General features: G+C 68.0%; 14 protein-coding genes. 6 read left to right on the top strand and 8 right to left on the bottom strand.

What is annotated here, in order from left to right; translation table 11 throughout:
• Positions 1-10: 10 nt before the first annotated feature.
• Both AC5RVD_RS01975 and AC5RVD_RS01970 read left to right on the top strand, forming a co-directional pair.
• Entirely contained in the window at positions 11-802 is a 792-nt protein-coding gene (locus tag AC5RVD_RS01975) for an IclR family transcriptional regulator (RefSeq protein ID WP_494125784.1), read from the top strand.
• 52 nt (positions 803-854) lie between these two features.
• Positions 855-1,901: a Gfo/Idh/MocA family protein gene (locus AC5RVD_RS01970; protein ID WP_494125783.1), complete on the top strand. Its 1,047-nt coding sequence runs from the start codon at positions 855-857 to the stop codon at positions 1,899-1,901.
• 81 nt (positions 1,902-1,982) lie between these two features.
• Here AC5RVD_RS01970 and AC5RVD_RS01965 read toward each other — a convergent pair whose 3' ends face one another.
• From AC5RVD_RS01965 to AC5RVD_RS01940, 6 genes are all read right to left on the bottom strand, one after another.
• Positions 1,983-2,615, bottom strand: coding sequence for a trimeric intracellular cation channel family protein (locus tag AC5RVD_RS01965; RefSeq protein WP_494112693.1), 633 nt, complete (start codon positions 2,613-2,615; stop codon positions 1,983-1,985).
• 165 nt (positions 2,616-2,780) lie between these two features.
• Positions 2,781-3,749, bottom strand: coding sequence for an AEC family transporter (locus AC5RVD_RS01960; protein WP_494125782.1), 969 nt, complete (start codon positions 3,747-3,749; stop codon positions 2,781-2,783).
• Between the two features lie 116 nt (positions 3,750-3,865).
• Positions 3,866-5,194 carry an enolase C-terminal domain-like protein gene (locus AC5RVD_RS01955; RefSeq protein WP_494125781.1) on the bottom strand — a complete coding sequence of 443 codons (1,329 nt, stop codon included), beginning with the start codon at positions 5,192-5,194 and terminating at the stop codon, positions 3,866-3,868.
• A 3-nt stretch (positions 5,195-5,197) separates the two neighbouring features.
• Positions 5,198-6,799, bottom strand: a complete 1,602-nt coding sequence (locus tag AC5RVD_RS01950; RefSeq protein ID WP_494125780.1) for an aldehyde dehydrogenase (NADP(+)) — start codon at positions 6,797-6,799, stop codon at positions 5,198-5,200.
• 92 nt (positions 6,800-6,891) lie between these two features.
• On the bottom strand, positions 6,892-7,836 hold the full coding sequence (gene kdgD / locus AC5RVD_RS01945) for a 5-dehydro-4-deoxyglucarate dehydratase (RefSeq protein WP_494125779.1): 945 nt from the start codon (positions 7,834-7,836) through the stop codon (positions 6,892-6,894).
• Positions 7,837-7,980: 144 nt separating this feature from the next.
• On the bottom strand, positions 7,981-8,865 hold the full coding sequence (locus AC5RVD_RS01940) for a LysR family transcriptional regulator (RefSeq protein ID WP_494112659.1): 885 nt from the start codon (positions 8,863-8,865) through the stop codon (positions 7,981-7,983).
• A gap of 158 nt (positions 8,866-9,023) precedes the next feature.
• On the opposite strand from AC5RVD_RS01940, the gene AC5RVD_RS01935 reads away from it, so the two are divergent.
• The 4 genes from AC5RVD_RS01935 to AC5RVD_RS01920 all read left to right on the top strand — a co-directional run bounded on the left by AC5RVD_RS01935 (position 9,024) and on the right by AC5RVD_RS01920 (position 12,646).
• Positions 9,024-10,025, top strand: a complete 1,002-nt coding sequence (locus tag AC5RVD_RS01935; RefSeq protein ID WP_494112660.1) for a tripartite tricarboxylate transporter substrate binding protein — start codon at positions 9,024-9,026, stop codon at positions 10,023-10,025.
• Positions 10,026-10,075: 50 nt separating this feature from the next.
• Entirely contained in the window at positions 10,076-10,627 is a 552-nt protein-coding gene (locus AC5RVD_RS01930) for a tripartite tricarboxylate transporter TctB family protein (RefSeq protein ID WP_493978982.1), read from the top strand.
• 100 nt (positions 10,628-10,727) lie between these two features.
• The gene (locus AC5RVD_RS01925) at positions 10,728-12,254 is read left to right on the top strand and encodes a tripartite tricarboxylate transporter permease (RefSeq protein ID WP_494112661.1); all 1,527 of its coding nucleotides are present in this window, start codon (positions 10,728-10,730) and stop codon (positions 12,252-12,254) included.
• Entirely contained in the window at positions 12,251-12,646 is a 396-nt protein-coding gene (locus AC5RVD_RS01920) for a universal stress protein (protein ID WP_494125778.1), read from the top strand. The genes AC5RVD_RS01925 and AC5RVD_RS01920 overlap by 4 nt, the downstream gene beginning before the upstream one ends.
• 158 nt (positions 12,647-12,804) lie before the next feature.
• Here the strand turns inward: AC5RVD_RS01920 and AC5RVD_RS01915 are convergent, their stop codons facing one another.
• Together AC5RVD_RS01915 and AC5RVD_RS01910 are read right to left on the bottom strand one after the other, a co-directional pair.
• Entirely contained in the window at positions 12,805-13,500 is a 696-nt protein-coding gene (locus tag AC5RVD_RS01915; protein ID WP_494125777.1) for a FadR/GntR family transcriptional regulator, read from the bottom strand.
• A gap of 88 nt (positions 13,501-13,588) precedes the next feature.
• On the bottom strand, positions 13,589-14,722 hold the full coding sequence (locus tag AC5RVD_RS01910) for an L-talarate/galactarate dehydratase (protein ID WP_494125776.1): 1,134 nt from the start codon (positions 14,720-14,722) through the stop codon (positions 13,589-13,591).
• Positions 14,723-14,726: the final 4 nt, after the last annotated feature.

Raw genomic sequence — 14,726 nt, 5'->3', positions numbered from 1 at the left:
AGGAGGACAGTTGCCGGACAAACAGGTGCAGGGTGCCCAAGTGGTCGGCCGGGTGGCCCGGCTGCTGCGGATCGTCGGGCGAGCACCGGAGGCCGGCGCGGCCCTGGCCGACATCGTACGGGCGTCGGGCCTGACGCGGCCAACGGTCTACCGGCTGCTGAATTCGCTGGCTGCCGAGGGCCTGCTGGACCAGCATGCCGAGACCGGCACCTGGCATTTGGGCCCGGAGCTCTACGTACTCGGCTCGGTGGCCGCAGGCCGCTTCGCGATTGAGGACCTGGCCCGGCCGCGCCTGCAGCGGTTGGCGGACGAGACCGGCGAGAGCGCCTTTCTGTCCATTCGGCGGGGCGACGAAACCGTCTGCCTGGTCCGGGTGGAAGGCAGCTTCCCGGTGCGCTCCTTCGTGCTGCACGAAGGGGTCCGCTTCCCGCTGGGCATCGCTTCCGCCGGGCTGGCCATCATGGCCTTTTTGGAGCCTGCAGAAATTGACCGGCTGCTCGACGACGGCGGTGCCCGGGTCGAGCGCTTCGGCCCGGCCCATACGCCGGACAAGATCCGCGCCAACCTGGCCGAAACCCGGGAGCGGGGCTATACGGTCAACCCCGGGCTGATCCTGGAGGGCAGTTGGGGGATGGGCGCGGCCGTCTTCGACCGGCAGGGCCAGCCGGCCTGGGCGCTGTCACTGACCGGCATCGAGCAGCGGTTCCGGCCCGACCGGCAGGAGTTCCTGGGCAAGCTGCTGCTGGAGGAAGCTCACCTACTCACGCAGCAGCTGCGCGAGCAACCGCAGAACCGCCGGTAAGCTCGGGGCAGCCGCCACCTCCGGCCGGCACCAGAGCACGCTAGGAGCAACCATGGCCGGGCACCACCCGTTGCGCACCGCCGTGATCGGCTACGGACTCTCCGGGCGGGTCTTTCACACGCCGTTGCTGGAGGCCTCGAACGACTATTCGCTGGACGCCATCGTGACGGCCAACCCCGAGCGGGCGGCACAAGCAGCGGCCGCGCACCCCCGCGCCAGGATCGTGGCATCCGCGGACGAACTCTTTGCGGCGCCGGAGTCTCTCGACCTCGTGGTGGTGGGCACCCCGCCGGCCAGCCACTACGCGCTCGCCGACGCCGCGATCGACCGCGCCCTGCACGTGGTGGTGGACAAGCCCTTCGTCCCGGACTCCGCCCACGGCGAGGCCTTGATGGCCAAGGCCGGGCGGGCCGGCGTGGTGCTCTCCGTCTTCCATAACCGCCGCTGGGATTCGGATTTCCTGACCCTGCAGAAGCTGATCGAGGACGGCGAACTCGGCCGGGTGCACACCTTCGAGTCACGCTTCGAGCGCTGGAAGCCGGAGGGACTGCGGGCGTGGAAAGCGACGGCCGGCGCCACCGGGGGCGGCGGCATCCTCTTCGACCTCGGCGTGCACCTGATCGACCAGGCGCTCACGCTCTTCGGGCCGGCCGCCACGGTCTACGGCGAGACCGCCCGCCACACCGTCCCCGAAGCATCCGCCGCCGACGAGGACGCCTTCGTCTCCCTGCTGCACGAGTCAGGCGTGCGTTCCCGGCTGTCGATGAACCTTATCTCCGCGCTGCCCGCGCCGCGCTTCCATGTGCTCGGCTCGGCCGCCGCCTTCACCTCCTGGGGGACGGACCGCCAGGAGGCCGCGCTCGGGGCCGGTGCAGTTCCCGGGGCAGCCGGATACGGCGAGGAACCCGCAGAGCGGTGGGGGACCCTCGGCACGCCGGGCCATGTCCGCAAGGTTCCCTCCCTGGCCGGAGCCTACCCGGAGTTCTACCGGCAGCTGGCCGCGGCCATCATCGACGGCGCCCCGGTTCCCGTGGAGCCCGGGGACGCGGTGGCGGCCATCCGCATCATCGAGGAAATCCACCGGCAAAACCGGGCATAAGGGCCGGCAGCGCGCTCACAGAAGCTGCCCCTGGCGACGCGGGGCCGCCAGCCGCGGGCCGTCCGGGCGCGGCGTTCCCCGTCAGTCCTCGTCCTGCGGCAGGCGCGACACCGGGGCGGCGTGCGGAATGTGCCAGCCAAAGTGCAGCGAGACCACCCGCAGTCCGAACACCACAGCGGCCACGCCCACGGCGGCCAGCGTCCCGTAGACGCCGGCAAACCACAGCACGACCACCAAGGCAGAACCCAACATGGCAGGCACGGCATACAGATCGTCCGGGCTAAACAGTTGGGGAACCCGGTTGGCCACGACGTCGCGCAGTATTCCGCCCCCTACGGCCGTGGTCAGGCCCAGCAGCGCCGAGGCAACAGGGTTCATGCCAAGGCTCAAGGCCTTGACCGTCCCGGTGATGCAGAACAATGCCAGCCCGCCGGCGTCGAAGATCAGCAGCGGACGCTGGAACCGTTCCACGCTGCGGAACAGGAAGAAGACCACCAGGGCGGCCAGGACGGGCGGGACAAAATACAGCGGATTATTGAAAGCGCTGGGGACGGTGTCCAGGATCAAATCGCGGATGACTCCGCCGCCCAGCCCGGCCAGCGAACCCAGGAACAGCGAGCCGATGATGTCGAACTTCCGTCGGGCCGCCAGGATGCAGCCGGACATGGCAAAAAAGAAGGTGCCGAAGAGGTCCAGTATCAACGCGAACGTCATGCCTGCCATCCAATCATTGCCAAGTCCTGCTCACGCCACGGCACTGCTGCACAGGCAACACGGTCACCCACGTCAACAGCAGTCGATTCTGTCACAGGTCCCGCCGGTGAACGCCGGGACCAGCGTCGCGGGCACCGCCGGCAGCAACACGTCTGCAGGCCCGACCTAGCCCAGCAGCAGGGCGACCAGCAGGACGGCGGGCAGCGAGAGCAGCGAACTCAGGAAGATGATGTCCCGCACCAGCGTGGACTGCATCCGGAACTGGCTGGTGAACAGGAAGACGTTCTGCGCCGTCGGCAAGGCCGCCATGACCACCACGCCCAGCAGCGGGATGCCGCCCACATTGAACACGAAGTGCGCCACCGCCCAGGCGATGGCCGGCATCAGGGCCAGCTTCACCACGGAGCCCAGCGCGACGTCGGCCCGCAGGGCGCGTTGGGTCAGCGGTTTCTGCCCGTGCAGGCTCATGCCGAACAGCATCAGCAGCAGCGGAATGGACGCGTTGCCGAGCATTTCCACCGGCGTCCAGACCACCTCCGGCAGGTGCAGCCCGGTCACGGAGATGAGCGCGCCGACGGCGGTAGCGACGGTGACCGGATTGAGGATGGACTTCACCACGGTGCGCCACAACGGGACAGCCGCGGCAGCACCGCCGTCGTGCTTCAAGGGCTTTCCCGCCGCCGCCTTCCGCTGGCACCAGGCGAAGACGGTCAGGTACACGGGCGCGATGATCAGGAGCTGCGCCAGCAGCACCGACACCACCGGGTCGGCGCTGCCCACGGCGTAGAGGGCGATCGGCACCCCGATGTTTCCCGCGTTGACATAGGTGGAGGCCATTGCGCCGCCGGCCGTTTGTGCTGCCGGGCGGCGCAGCACGAAGCGGCTGAACAGCGCGTAAACAGCACCCGCGAGGGCGGCGGTAATCAAGGCGATCGGCGTGTAGACGCCGACGACCGACGCGAGATCCGTGCCGGACAGCAGCACCAGCATCAGCGCCGGGTTGGTGATGTAGTAGATCACCGGCGTGAGTCCGCTCTGCATCTCCGGCGCCTTCTGCGGCACGATGGCTGCGGCGGCAAAACCGACGGCAACGATCACCAGCACCACGCCGAAGCCGAGCAGCACACCTTCCACGGGACCTCCAGAAGTCACGGCTCTGTCCGGCCGGCCCGGGACGGGCGGCCGAACAGAGTCAAACGGCGGAACAGAAAAACCGCCCGCCCCGCAGGATGCGGGGCGGGCGGGAGGTCCTAGCGGACCAGGCAGGGGCGTTTGGGATCGAATTCCCAGCCGGGCACCAGGTACTGCATGGAGACGGCGTCGTCGCGGGCGCCGAGGCCGTGTTCCAGGTACAGGGCGTTGGCCTCGGCCAGTCGCTCGCGGTCCAGTTCAACGCCGAGGCCGGGGGCCTGCGGGACCTTGATCTCGCCGTCGCGGATCAGCAGCGGTTCCTTGGTCAGGCCCTGGCCGTCCTGCCAGATCCAGTGCGTGTCCAGGGCGGTGATCTCGCCGGGAGCGGCCGCGCCGACCTGGGTGAACATGGCCAGCGAGATGTCGAAGTGGTTGTTCGAGTGCGAGCCCCAGGTCAGCCCGAACTCGTTGCACAGTTGCGCCACGCGGACGGAACCGGCCATGGTCCAGAAGTGCGGATCGGCCAGCGGGATGTCGACGGCGTTGGTGCGGACGGCGTGCGCCATCTCGCGCCAGTCGGTGGCGATCATGTTGGTGGCGGTCTGCAGTCCGGTGGCGCGGCGGAACTCGGACATCACCTCGCGGCCGGAGAACTTGCCTTCGGCGCCGCAGGGGTCCTCGGCATACGCGACCACGCCCTGCATGCGCTGGCCCAGCCGGATGGCGTCCTGCAGCAGCCAGCCGCCGTTCGGGTCCAGGGTGATGCGGGCGTTGGGGAAGCGCTTTTTGAGTGCGGTCACGGCGTCGACTTCCAGGTCGCCGGCCTGCACCCCGCCCTTGAGCTTGAAGTCCTGGAAGCCGTAGCGGGCCTGCGCGGCTTCGGCCAGGCGGACCACGGCCTCGGGCGTCATGGCTTCTTCCCGGCGCACGCGCTCCCAGTCGTCCGCGCCGTTGGGCTCGCGCAGGTACGCCAGGTCGGTGGCGTCCGGGTTGCCCACGTAGAAGAGGTAGCCGAGCATCGGCACCGCTTCGCGCTGCTGGCCGTCGCCCAGCAGTTCGGCCACGGGAACACCCAGGAACTGGCCGTGCAGGTCCAGCAACGCCGACTCGATGGCGGTCACGGCATGCACGGTGGTGCGCAGGTCGAAGGTCTGCAGCCCGCGGCCGCCGGCGTCGCGGTCGGCGAACGCGGCGGCGATCTCCCGCAGCAGGCTGCGGAAGCGTGCCACCGGGCGGCCGATGACCAAGGCGCCGGCGTCCTCGATGGTGGTGCGGATTTTCTCCCCGCCGGGGACCTCGCCCAGGCCGGTGCGGCCGTCGGAATCGGTCACGATGGCCACGTTGCGGGTGAAGAACGGCCCGTGCGCGCCGGAGAGGTTCAGCAGCATCGAGTCGTGCCCGGCGACCGGGACCACCTCGACGGCGGCAATGGTGGGTTGGTTGCTCATGCGTTACTCTCCTGCGAGTTCCAGCGCGCCGTCGATGCGGCGGTTCAGCTTCCAGGGGTTGTCCTGCTGCAGCGGTGCCGGCAGCAGGGAGTCGGGGATGTTCTGGTAGGCCACCGGGCGCAGGAACCGCTCGATCGCCAGCGTGCCCACCGACGTGGTGCGGGTATCCGAGGTGGCCGGGAAGGGCCCGCCGTGGACCATCGCGTGTCCGACCTCGACGCCGGTCGGCCAGCCGTTGGCCAGGATGCGGCCTGCCTTGCGCTCCAGGACGGGCAGCAGCGGGGCCACGGTGGCGTGGTCCTCGTCGCTCATGTGCAGGGTGGCGGTCAGCTGCCCTTCGAGCCGCTTGGCGGCGGTGACCAGGTCCTCGGCGGAGGTGTAGCGGACCAGCAGCGAAGCGGCGCCGAAAATTTCCTCGTGCAGCACGTCATTGGTCAGGAAGGTGCGGACATCGGTGCCGAACACCGCCGGGGCGGGGGCGTTCTGCGTGCTGCCTTCCTGGCCGCGGGCCACCAGCTCCACCCCGTCCTGCCGGCCGAGGGAATCGACGCCGGCGGTCCAGGAGTCGGCGATGCCGCGGGTCAGCATGGTCTGGCCGGCGGCCGGAGCCAGGGCACGGCCCACGGCGGCCGCGAACGCGTCCCCGGCCTCGCCGGCCGGCACGAAGGCAAGCCCGGGGGCGGTGCAGAGCTGGCCGCTGGAACCGGTGACCGAGCCGACGTAGGCCGCGGCCAGGGCGTCCAGGTCGCCCTTGAGCGCGCCGTCGAAGAAGAAGACCGGGTTGATGGAGCTCATTTCGGCGTAGACCGGAATGGGTTCCGGCCGTGCCGCGGCCGTGGCCACCAGGGCGGTGCCGCCGGAGCGGGAACCGGTGAAGCCGACGGCCTTGATGGCCGGATCGGCGACCAGCGCCTGCCCGATGCTGGCGCCGGGGCCGTAGACCAGCGAGAACACGCCCGGGTGCAGGCCGGCCTCGGCCACCGCGCGGGCGATCGCGTGGCCGACGATTTCGCTGGTGCCCGGGTGGGCGTTGTGGGCCTTGAACACCACCGGGCAGCCCGCGGCCAGCGCGGAGGCGGTGTCTCCGCCGGCGGTGGAGAAAGCCAGCGGGAAGTTGCTGGCGCCGAACACGGCGACCGGACCCAGCGGAACCTTGCGCTGACGGATGTCGGCCCGGGGCATCGGCTGGCGGCCCGGCTGCGCCGGGTCGATGCGGACGCCGCGGTGGTCGCCCTGGCGCACCACCGCGGCGAACAGGCGGAGCTGGCCGGTGGTGCGGCCGCGTTCGCCGTTCAGCCGCGCGGCGGGCAGGCCGGTTTCGGCCATCGCGCGTTCCACCAGCTCTTCACCGACCGCCTCGATGTTCTCGGCAATCTTCTCCAGGAAGGCAGCGTGCGCTTCCGGATCCAGCGTGCTGAAGGAATCGAAAGCTTCCTCGGCGGCGGCGGTGGCGGTAGCCAGCTGGGCTGCGTCGATCAGGCTGTAGGCCGGTTCGAGGACGTTGTTGGTCGCAGGATCGAAACCGTTGACCGTGCCGCCGGTGCCGGTCACGGCTTCGCCGGCGATGATCGAGTGGCCTGTCAGAGTTGTCTGCGTGCTGGGCATCGGATGCTCCTTCTGGACTGCGGATGGTCTGCTGTGGCTGATGGGCGGAAAGCGGCCGCCCCTGTCAGGGCGGCCGCTTCCGGGCGTGGAACCTAGGCGTTCTGCCGGACGTCCGCCGGTCGGATGCCGGCGGCGTCAATCAGGGCCGACAGGTCGGAGATGTCCTTCTCGGTCAGGTCCTGCAGCGGCGGGCGGACGTAGCCTGCGTCGCGGCCGACGGCCTTCAGGCCGCCCTTGACGATGGAAACACCGTATCCCTTAACCCGGTCGCGGATGTCCAGGTAGGGGAGGACGAAGCGGTTGAGCTTCTCGGTCACGGCATCGCGGTCCTGGTTGCGGACGTCGCGGTAGAAGTCCAGGGCGAACTCCGGCACGAAGTTGTACATGGCGGAGGAGTAAGTGCTCATGCCCAGCTGCAGCAGCGGCAGGGCAAAGGTCTCCGCCGTCGGCAGGCCCCCGAGGTAGAACAACCGGTCGCCGTTCTTGGCGTAGACCTTGGTGAGGTGCTCGATGTCGCCCAGGGCGTCCTTGAAGCCGATGAAGTTCGCGTGCCGGTCGGCCAGTGCCGCCACGGTGTCCGCGGCGTAGATGGCGTTCGCCCGGTTATAGACGATGACGCCGATGTTGGTGGCGGCGCACACGGCCGAGACGTGCGCCAGCAGGCCGGCCTGGTCGCATTCGGTCAGGTACGGCGGCAGCAGCAGCAGGCCCTCGGCTCCCGCGGCCTCCGCGTCCTTGGCGTTCTGGATGGCCTGGGCGGTGGAGCCGCCGGCCGAAGCAAGTACCGGAACCCGGCTGCCGGCTTCCTCGACGGCCATCCGCACCACGCGGGCGGACTCGGCCGGGGTCAGGCTGAAGCCTTCACCGGTGCCGCCGGCGGCGAACAGGCCGGCGACCTCGAAGCTGGACTGCCAGTCCAGGTGGTTGCGGTAGGCGGCTTCATCGATGTTCAACTCCGCATCAAACGCCGTCACCGGGAAGGACAGCAGCCCGTCCTTGAGCTTGTCTGCGAGTTCATGGGGCGTGTACTGGGCCACGTGCGTCTTCCTTTGCGATGGTGCCGCGGGCGGCGGGGGTGAATGCGTTGCTTCCACCCTAGGAAGGCCAGTTGATGCCTGTCCAAGCCCTCTTTTGTATGGATTGATGCCCGAAGAGTATTGCTGCAGAGGGTTGGCCTGCATTTAGGCGGCTTTGGCCCAGACGGTGTCCAGCATCCGGCGCAACGCCGGATTATGCGAGTTCCGGTTCCAAATTGCATGGAGTTCCACCGAGTCCGGCGCCAGCCCGGGCAGGTGGAGGTAGGTGACGCCGTCGATTCCCAGCAATTGGGCCGACTCCGGGACGAAGGCGACGCCGCGGTTTGCGGCGACCAGTCCCACCATCGTCAGGATCTGGTCGACGGTATGGACGACGTTGCGGTGTTCGATCGGGATCTGGCGGACCACCAGATCGTAAAAATAGCGTGCCTTGATGGGCGAGTGCATGATCAACGGCACGTCCTTCAAGTCGGCAATGGCAAGCGGCGGGGACGGCCGATCCAGCGGGTGCCCGCTCGGAACAGCGAGCATCAGGTTCTCGGAGAACAGCAGATGTGACTCGAACAGGTCTGTGTCGAAGGGCGGGCGGGCCAGGCCCAGGTCGAGATCGCCGTCCACGATGGCCTGCACCTGCTCGCTGGTCACCATTTCCTGAAGGTCGACGTCCACATCCGGCAGTTCTTGGGAGATCTCGGTCAGCAGCGGACCCAGCAGGCTGAACGCGGACGTGGCGGTGAAGCCGATCCGAATCTCACCCGCCCGTCCCGCGGCAATGCGGCGCGCCGTCCGGGGCGCCCGGTCGGCCGAGACCACCAGTTTGCGCGCCTCGGCGAGAAAGGCATGTCCTGCCGCGGTCAGCGCCACCTTGCGGTTGTCGCGAACCAAAAGTTCAACCCCGATGCTGCGCTCCAGTTTCTGGATCTGCCGGCTGAGCGGGGGCTGGGTCATGCTCAGGCGTTCCGCGGCGCGGCCGAAGTGAAGTTCCTCGGCCACAGCGATGAAACTGCGGGCCTGGTCCAGAGTGAACATGATGCCTTCCAAGTATCATTCAATGCAGTAATGGGCTTGGACATGCATCATAGTCTGTTTCTAAGCTCAGTGACCGAGCCACGAGTGATCTGCTTCATATGAACCGGGTCACGGCCCACCCGTTCGAACACCGCTGTTCATCGAGCAAGGAGCCCGAAGTGAAAGCATTCCCCGTCCGCCGGACCATTATCGGTCTGACCGCCGCCTCCGCCGCCCTGGCGCTGACCGCCTGCGGCGGCAACGTCGGCAGCACCGCGTCCGAAGGGGAAGCCTTCCCCGCCGGCCCCATCACCCTCACCGTCGGGCAGGCCGCCGGCGGCTCGACCGACCTGATCGCACGCACCACTGCCGAAGGCATGGCGGACGAGCTCGGCGTAGCTGTTCCCGTGGTGAACAAGCCGGGCGCCAACGGCGCCCTGGCCACCCAGGAAGTCGCGGCCATGAAGCCCGATGGCCAGAACCTCATCCTGCTGAACGCCTCGCTGATCACCATCACTCCGCTCGCCGTCTCCGAGGGTGAAGCCGTTACCCTGGACGACTTGGACGTCATCAAGGGCCTGTCCCAGGACGACTACGTCCTGGTAGCCAGCGCCGACTCCGGCATCGAAACGCTGGACGACGTCAAGGACAGCTCCAAGAAGCTGACCTTCGGCACTACCGGCGTGGGCACCGGCTCGCAGCTGGCCCAGGCCATCCTGTTCGCCCAGGCCGACATCAAGGGCACCGAGGTTCCCTTCGACTCGGGTTCGCCGGCGCTGACCGCGGTCATGGGCAACCAGGTGCAGCTGGCCACCATCCAGTTGGGTGAGGCCAAGCCGCAGATCGACGCCGGCACCGTCAAGCCGATCGTCGTCTTCTCCGACGAGCGCAACACCTACCTGCCGGACGTTCCCACCGCCATCGAAGAAGGGTACGAGGTTCCGGTCTCCCAGTACCGTGCCCTGGCCGCTCCGAAGGGCCTCCCCGAGGACGTGAAGGCCAAGCTCGTGGCGTCCGTCGAGGCAGCCCAGTCGGCCGACAGCTACAAGGCTTTCAACGAGAAGAACATGCTGACCCCCAAGGAGATCTCCGGTGAGGAAGTCGTCCAGCAATGGAACGACTTGGCCGCCAAGTACAAGGAGCTCACCGACAAGTACGACATCTCCCTGGCCGGCGAGTAGCAACACCCCCGCACGGCCCCGTTCGGCCGTCACAGCGAATCGAGTAAACCATGACGTCCCACCGCGACACGCCCGCCGAGGGCCCCGAGTCAGTCGACATCGTCGAAGACGATCTGACGCCGGAGCAATTGGCTGCCCAATGGGAGGCCGAGGCTCCGCCACCGGCCGGGCCGGTAGCGAACCTCGCATCATCCATCGTGGTGCTTGTGCTGGGCGTGACCGGACTCGTCCTCTCGATCGGGCTGGGGCTGGGCACACCTTCTCAGCCCCGGCCCGGAATGTGGCCGTTCCTGGTCAGCTTGATCATCGCTGTCCTCGCGCTCGCCCAGCTTGTCGTTGGGCGGCGCGGGGGCAAGGACGGCGAAAAGTTCTCCAAGCTTTCCTTGTTGGCCGCCAGCGGTTTCGCGACGCTGCTGGTCATGGTGTGGCTGATGCCGCTGATCGGCTTTGAGGTTCCCGCGCTGCTCCTGTGCCTGGTCTGGATGAAGTTCCTCGGCGGTGAATCCTGGCGCGGGGCCATCCTCTACTCGTTGCTGATTGTTGCCGCCTTCTACGGCATCTTCATCCTGGCCCTGGGAACCTCGATTCCCCACCTGTTCTAGCAGCCACCTGTTCCAGCAGGTTGTGCGCTCCCACAGTCGGCTTCGCCCCACCGTGGGAGCCTCGCGCCCCACCCTTGCCCACTGATCCAAAGGTTCCCGCATGGATTTCCTGCAACCGGTCATCAACGGCTTCGGCGTTGTCCTTGACCCTTCAAACCTGCTCTACTGCCTGCTGGGCGTCGTCATCGGCATGCTTATCGGTGTCTTGCCTGGCCTCGGCCCGGCAGCCACCATCGCCATCCTGCTGCCGCTGACCTATGGGATCGAGCCCGTCACGGCGATCATCATGCTGGCCGGCATCTTCTACGGTGCACAGTACGGCGGCACCATCACATCGGTGCTGCTGCGGCTGCCGGGCGAGGCCAGTTCCGTGGTCACCGTCTTCGACGGCTACCAGCTCGCAAGGCGGGGCAAGGCCGGAACCGCCCTGGGCATTGCGGCCATCGGTTCATTCATCGGCGGCACCGTCGCCATCGTCGGGCTGACCTTCCTGGCGCCGCTCGTGGCCGGCTTCGCCCTCGACTTTGGCCCGCCGGAGTACACGGCGTTGGCCCTGGTCGGAATCCTGCTGGTGGCCACCATCAGCAACGGTGCCAAGATCAAGGCCCTGATCGCAGCCGCGTTCGGCCTGCTGCTCGCAACCGTGGGCCGCGACATCTTCACCGGTGCGGAACGCTTTACCTTCGGCAACCTGAGCCTGGCCGACGGCATTGACTTTGTCCCGGTGGCCATGGGCCTGTTCGGTGTCGGCGAGATCCTCTACAACTTGGAAGAACGGCACCGGGCGGCCCAAGCGCCGGCAGCCGTGGCCAACGTGTGGCCGTCCAAGAAGGACCTTAAGCAGTCGTCCGGTGCCATCGGACGGGGCTCCGTGCTCGGCTTTTTCCTCGGCATTTTGCCCGGCGGCGGCGCCACGATTTCCTCCCTGGCCGCCTACGCCGTGGAGAAGAAGCGTGCGAAGAACCCGGAGCGCTTCGGCAGGGGTGCCATTGAAGGCGTCGCCGGTCCGGAGACAGCCAACAACGCGGCGGCAACCAGTTCCTTCATCCCGCTGCTGACCCTGGGCATTCCCGCCAACGCCACCATGGCCATCATCTTCGGCGCCCTGCTCATCCAGGGCGTGACCCCGGGGCCGCAGCTGATGACCGAAAACCCCGAGCTGTTCTGGGGCGTGGTCAACTCCATGTACATCGGCAACATCCTGCTGTTGATCATGTCGATCCCGCTGGTGGGATTGTTCGTCCGCATCCTGCGGGTGCGCGCCGCCATCCTGGCTCCCATCACCGCGCTGATCACCTTGTTGGGCGCGTACACCATCCGCAACTCGATGTTCGATGTGCTGCTGGTGGTTCTCTTCGGCGCGGTCGGCTACTTGATGAAGAAGTTCGGGTTCGAGCCGGGACCGCTGGTGCTGGCCTTCGTGCTGGGTTCACTGCTTGAATCAAGTCTGCGCCGCTCGCTGCTGGTGCTCCAAGGGGACGTCGCGGGATTCATGACCCGACCGATCTCCGCCACGTTGCTGGTGATCTTCGTGGTGGTCGCCGTCTGGCCGATGGTCAAGTCTGGGATTGATCGCCGGAAAAACTCCCGTACCGAAGCTCTTACCGAAACCAAGGAGAACGCATGAGCATCCTCGTCGGCTATGTACCCACCCCCGTGGGAGAAGCGGCCGTGTCCGCCGCCATCGCGGAGGCCAAGCTCCGCGGTGAAGACCTGCTGATCGTCAACTCCACCCGCGAAGGGGCGCTGGTGGACAAGACCGTGGCGTCCGAGGGCGACCTCCTGCGCCTGAAATCGGCGGCCGATGAGGCAGGCGTGACCGCGGAGGTGCTGCGGCCGACGCACCGCGACGACCTGGCCGACGAGATTCTTGAACTGGCCAGCGAACGCGCGGTCTCGCTGATTGTCATCGGCCTTCGCCAGCGCACGCAGGTGGGCAAGTTCATTATGGGCTCCCACGCCCAGCGCATCCTGCTGCAGGCCGACCGGCCGGTGCTGGCCGTCAAGGCAACGGAGTAGAGCCCGCCGACCACGGCAGATCTAACCGCGCATGAATGGAAGCGGCAGCAGACACGGTCTGCTGCCGCTTTTTTGTTTAGCGGGACGATGCCGCCAGGGCGGCCTTTCAGCGACGGATGAGGGTGATGGCAGGGTGTGTCGAAGGGCGGTGCTGCGGATCAGTGGCCGGATTCGCGATCCAGCCGGTGCCGCGAATTGACCAGGTGGGTGCGCATGGCAGCGGCCGCGGCCATGGCATCGCCGGTTTCCACTGCAGCCAGCACCGCCGCATGTTCGGCCGCCACGGCAGAGAGGCGGGAGGTTTCGGCTGCTGCCCCGCTCGCCTCCAGCCGGTAGCGCGGCATGGCGATCATGGCCGGGCCGAGGGCGGCAATCGCATCCAGCAGGAACGGGTTGCCGCTGGCTTCGGCGATGGTGCGGTGGAACTCGAAGTCGTGGGCCAGGGCCGCGGCAGGGTTGGCGTCCGAGCGGGAGAAGTCGTCGAGTGCAGTACGCAGGGCGATTAGCTGCCGGTCGGTTCGGCGCGCGGCGGCCAGGCCCGCGGCTTCACTTTCGACTCCGGTGCGGAATTCCACCAGCGCCCTCCGGTCCTCGAGCGTCCGCACGGGCCGGAGGCCCCGGGGGGCCTCCGCTTCCGCCGGCGGGGTGAGGGCAAAGCTCCCGCTGCCGCGCCGGGTATGCACCAGTCCCTCGGCCTGCAGCCGTGTGATGGCCTCGCGCACCACGGTGCGGCTCACGCCGTGCTCTGCGATCAGCGCGTTCTCGCTGGGCAGCTTGTCGCCGGGAGCGATATCGCCGTCGACAATGCGCCGGCGCAGGTCGTCAACCAGGGTGGCCGTCAGGTTCGGTTTCATCGCTCCCGTTTTCTCTGGGGCAGGTGGAGGGGGGAACGACGGCGGTGCGCGGCACCGCCGTCGTCATGGGACCAAATGCGCGGCGCGGCTAGGCGAGGCCGAACTCGACGCTGTCCGTCGTCCAGGCGCGGGCCTGGTCACTGAACGTGAACCCAAGGCCCGGGCGGTCAGGCACGATCATGCGGCCGTCGCGGGTCTCGAGGCGCTCGTTGAACAGCGGATCCAGCCAATCGAAATGCTCTACCCACGGCTCACGCGGATAGGCCGCGGCCAGGTGGAGGTGGATCTCCATCGCGAAGTGCGGTGCCAGATCCAGTCCGGCCTGGTCCGCCAGCGTGGCGAGGCGCAGGAACTGGGTGATGCCGCCGACCCGTGGAGCGTCGGGCTGGATGATGTCGCACGCGCGGGCGGCGATCAGGCGTTCGTGCTCGGCCACCGAGGCCAGCATTTCGCCGGTGGCAATCGGCGTGTCCAGCGCGGCGGCCAGCGCGGCGTGGCCTTCGGCGTCGTAGGCATCCAGCGGTTCCTCGATCCAGCCCAGGTCGAACTGCTCCAGACGGCGGCCCATCCGGAGTGCGGTGGCGCGGTCCCACTGCTGGTTCGCGTCCACCATGAGCGGCACGCCGTCGCCAATGTGCTCGCGGACCGCGGCGACCCGGCGCAGGTCCTCGGCCGAGTCAGGCAGGCCGACCTTGATCTTGATTCCGCCAATGCCTTCGGCGAGCGATCGGCTGGCACGGTCCTTGACCTCGTCGATGGAGGCGTTGAGGAAGCCGCCGGAGGTGTTGTAGGTGCGGACGGAATCCCGGTGGGCGCCCAGGAACTTGGCCAGCGGCAGCGCGGCCCGCTTGGCCTTGAGGTCGTAGAGCGCTATGTCCAGTGCGGCCAGGGCCTGGGTGGCGACGCCGGAGCGACCCACCGACGCGCCCGCCCACAGCAGCTTGTTGTACAGCTTGGCGATGTCGTTTGGGTCCTCGCCGATCATCGTCTCGGCGACTTCCTTGGCATGGGCGTATTGCGCCGGGCCGCCGGCCCGCTTCGAGTAGCTGAAGCCCAAGCCCTCGTGTCCCTGTGCGGTGGCGATTTCGGCAAACAGGAAGACCACTTCCGTCATCGGCTTCTGACGGCCGGTGAAAACCTTGGCGTCGGAAATGGGGGTGGCCAGCGGCAGCGTTGCGGTGGAGAGTTTGACGTGCCGGATGGAATCGGGGGTGTAGGGCATGGCG

Source organism: Arthrobacter sp. THG-b23 (assembly GCF_059091265.1).
This window is presented reverse-complemented; position numbering and strand designations above follow the sequence as displayed.

Bases quoted from the DNA above. Each gene is read 5' to 3' on its own strand.
- AC5RVD_RS01970 (WP_494125783.1), top strand. From the start codon at position 855: ATGGCCGGGCACCACCCGTTGCGCACCGCCGTGATCGGCTACGGACTC.
- AC5RVD_RS01965 (WP_494112693.1), bottom strand. From the start codon at position 2,615: ATGACGTTCGCGTTGATACTGGACCTCTTCGGCACCTTCTTTTTTGCC.
- AC5RVD_RS01955 (WP_494125781.1), bottom strand. From the start codon at position 5,194: ATGAGCAACCAACCCACCATTGCCGCCGTCGAGGTGGTCCCGGTCGCC.
- AC5RVD_RS01950 (WP_494125780.1), bottom strand. From the start codon at position 6,799: ATGCCCAGCACGCAGACAACTCTGACAGGCCACTCGATCATCGCCGGC.
- AC5RVD_RS01940 (WP_494112659.1), bottom strand. From the start codon at position 8,865: ATGTTCACTCTGGACCAGGCCCGCAGTTTCATCGCTGTGGCCGAGGAA.
- AC5RVD_RS01930 (WP_493978982.1), top strand. From the start codon at position 10,076: ATGACGTCCCACCGCGACACGCCCGCCGAGGGCCCCGAGTCAGTCGAC.
- AC5RVD_RS01925 (WP_494112661.1), top strand. From the start codon at position 10,728: ATGGATTTCCTGCAACCGGTCATCAACGGCTTCGGCGTTGTCCTTGAC.
- AC5RVD_RS01920 (WP_494125778.1), top strand. From the start codon at position 12,251: ATGAGCATCCTCGTCGGCTATGTACCCACCCCCGTGGGAGAAGCGGCC.
- AC5RVD_RS01915 (WP_494125777.1), bottom strand. From the start codon at position 13,500: ATGAAACCGAACCTGACGGCCACCCTGGTTGACGACCTGCGCCGGCGC.
- AC5RVD_RS01910 (WP_494125776.1), bottom strand. From the start codon at position 14,722: ATGCCCTACACCCCCGATTCCATCCGGCACGTCAAACTCTCCACCGCA.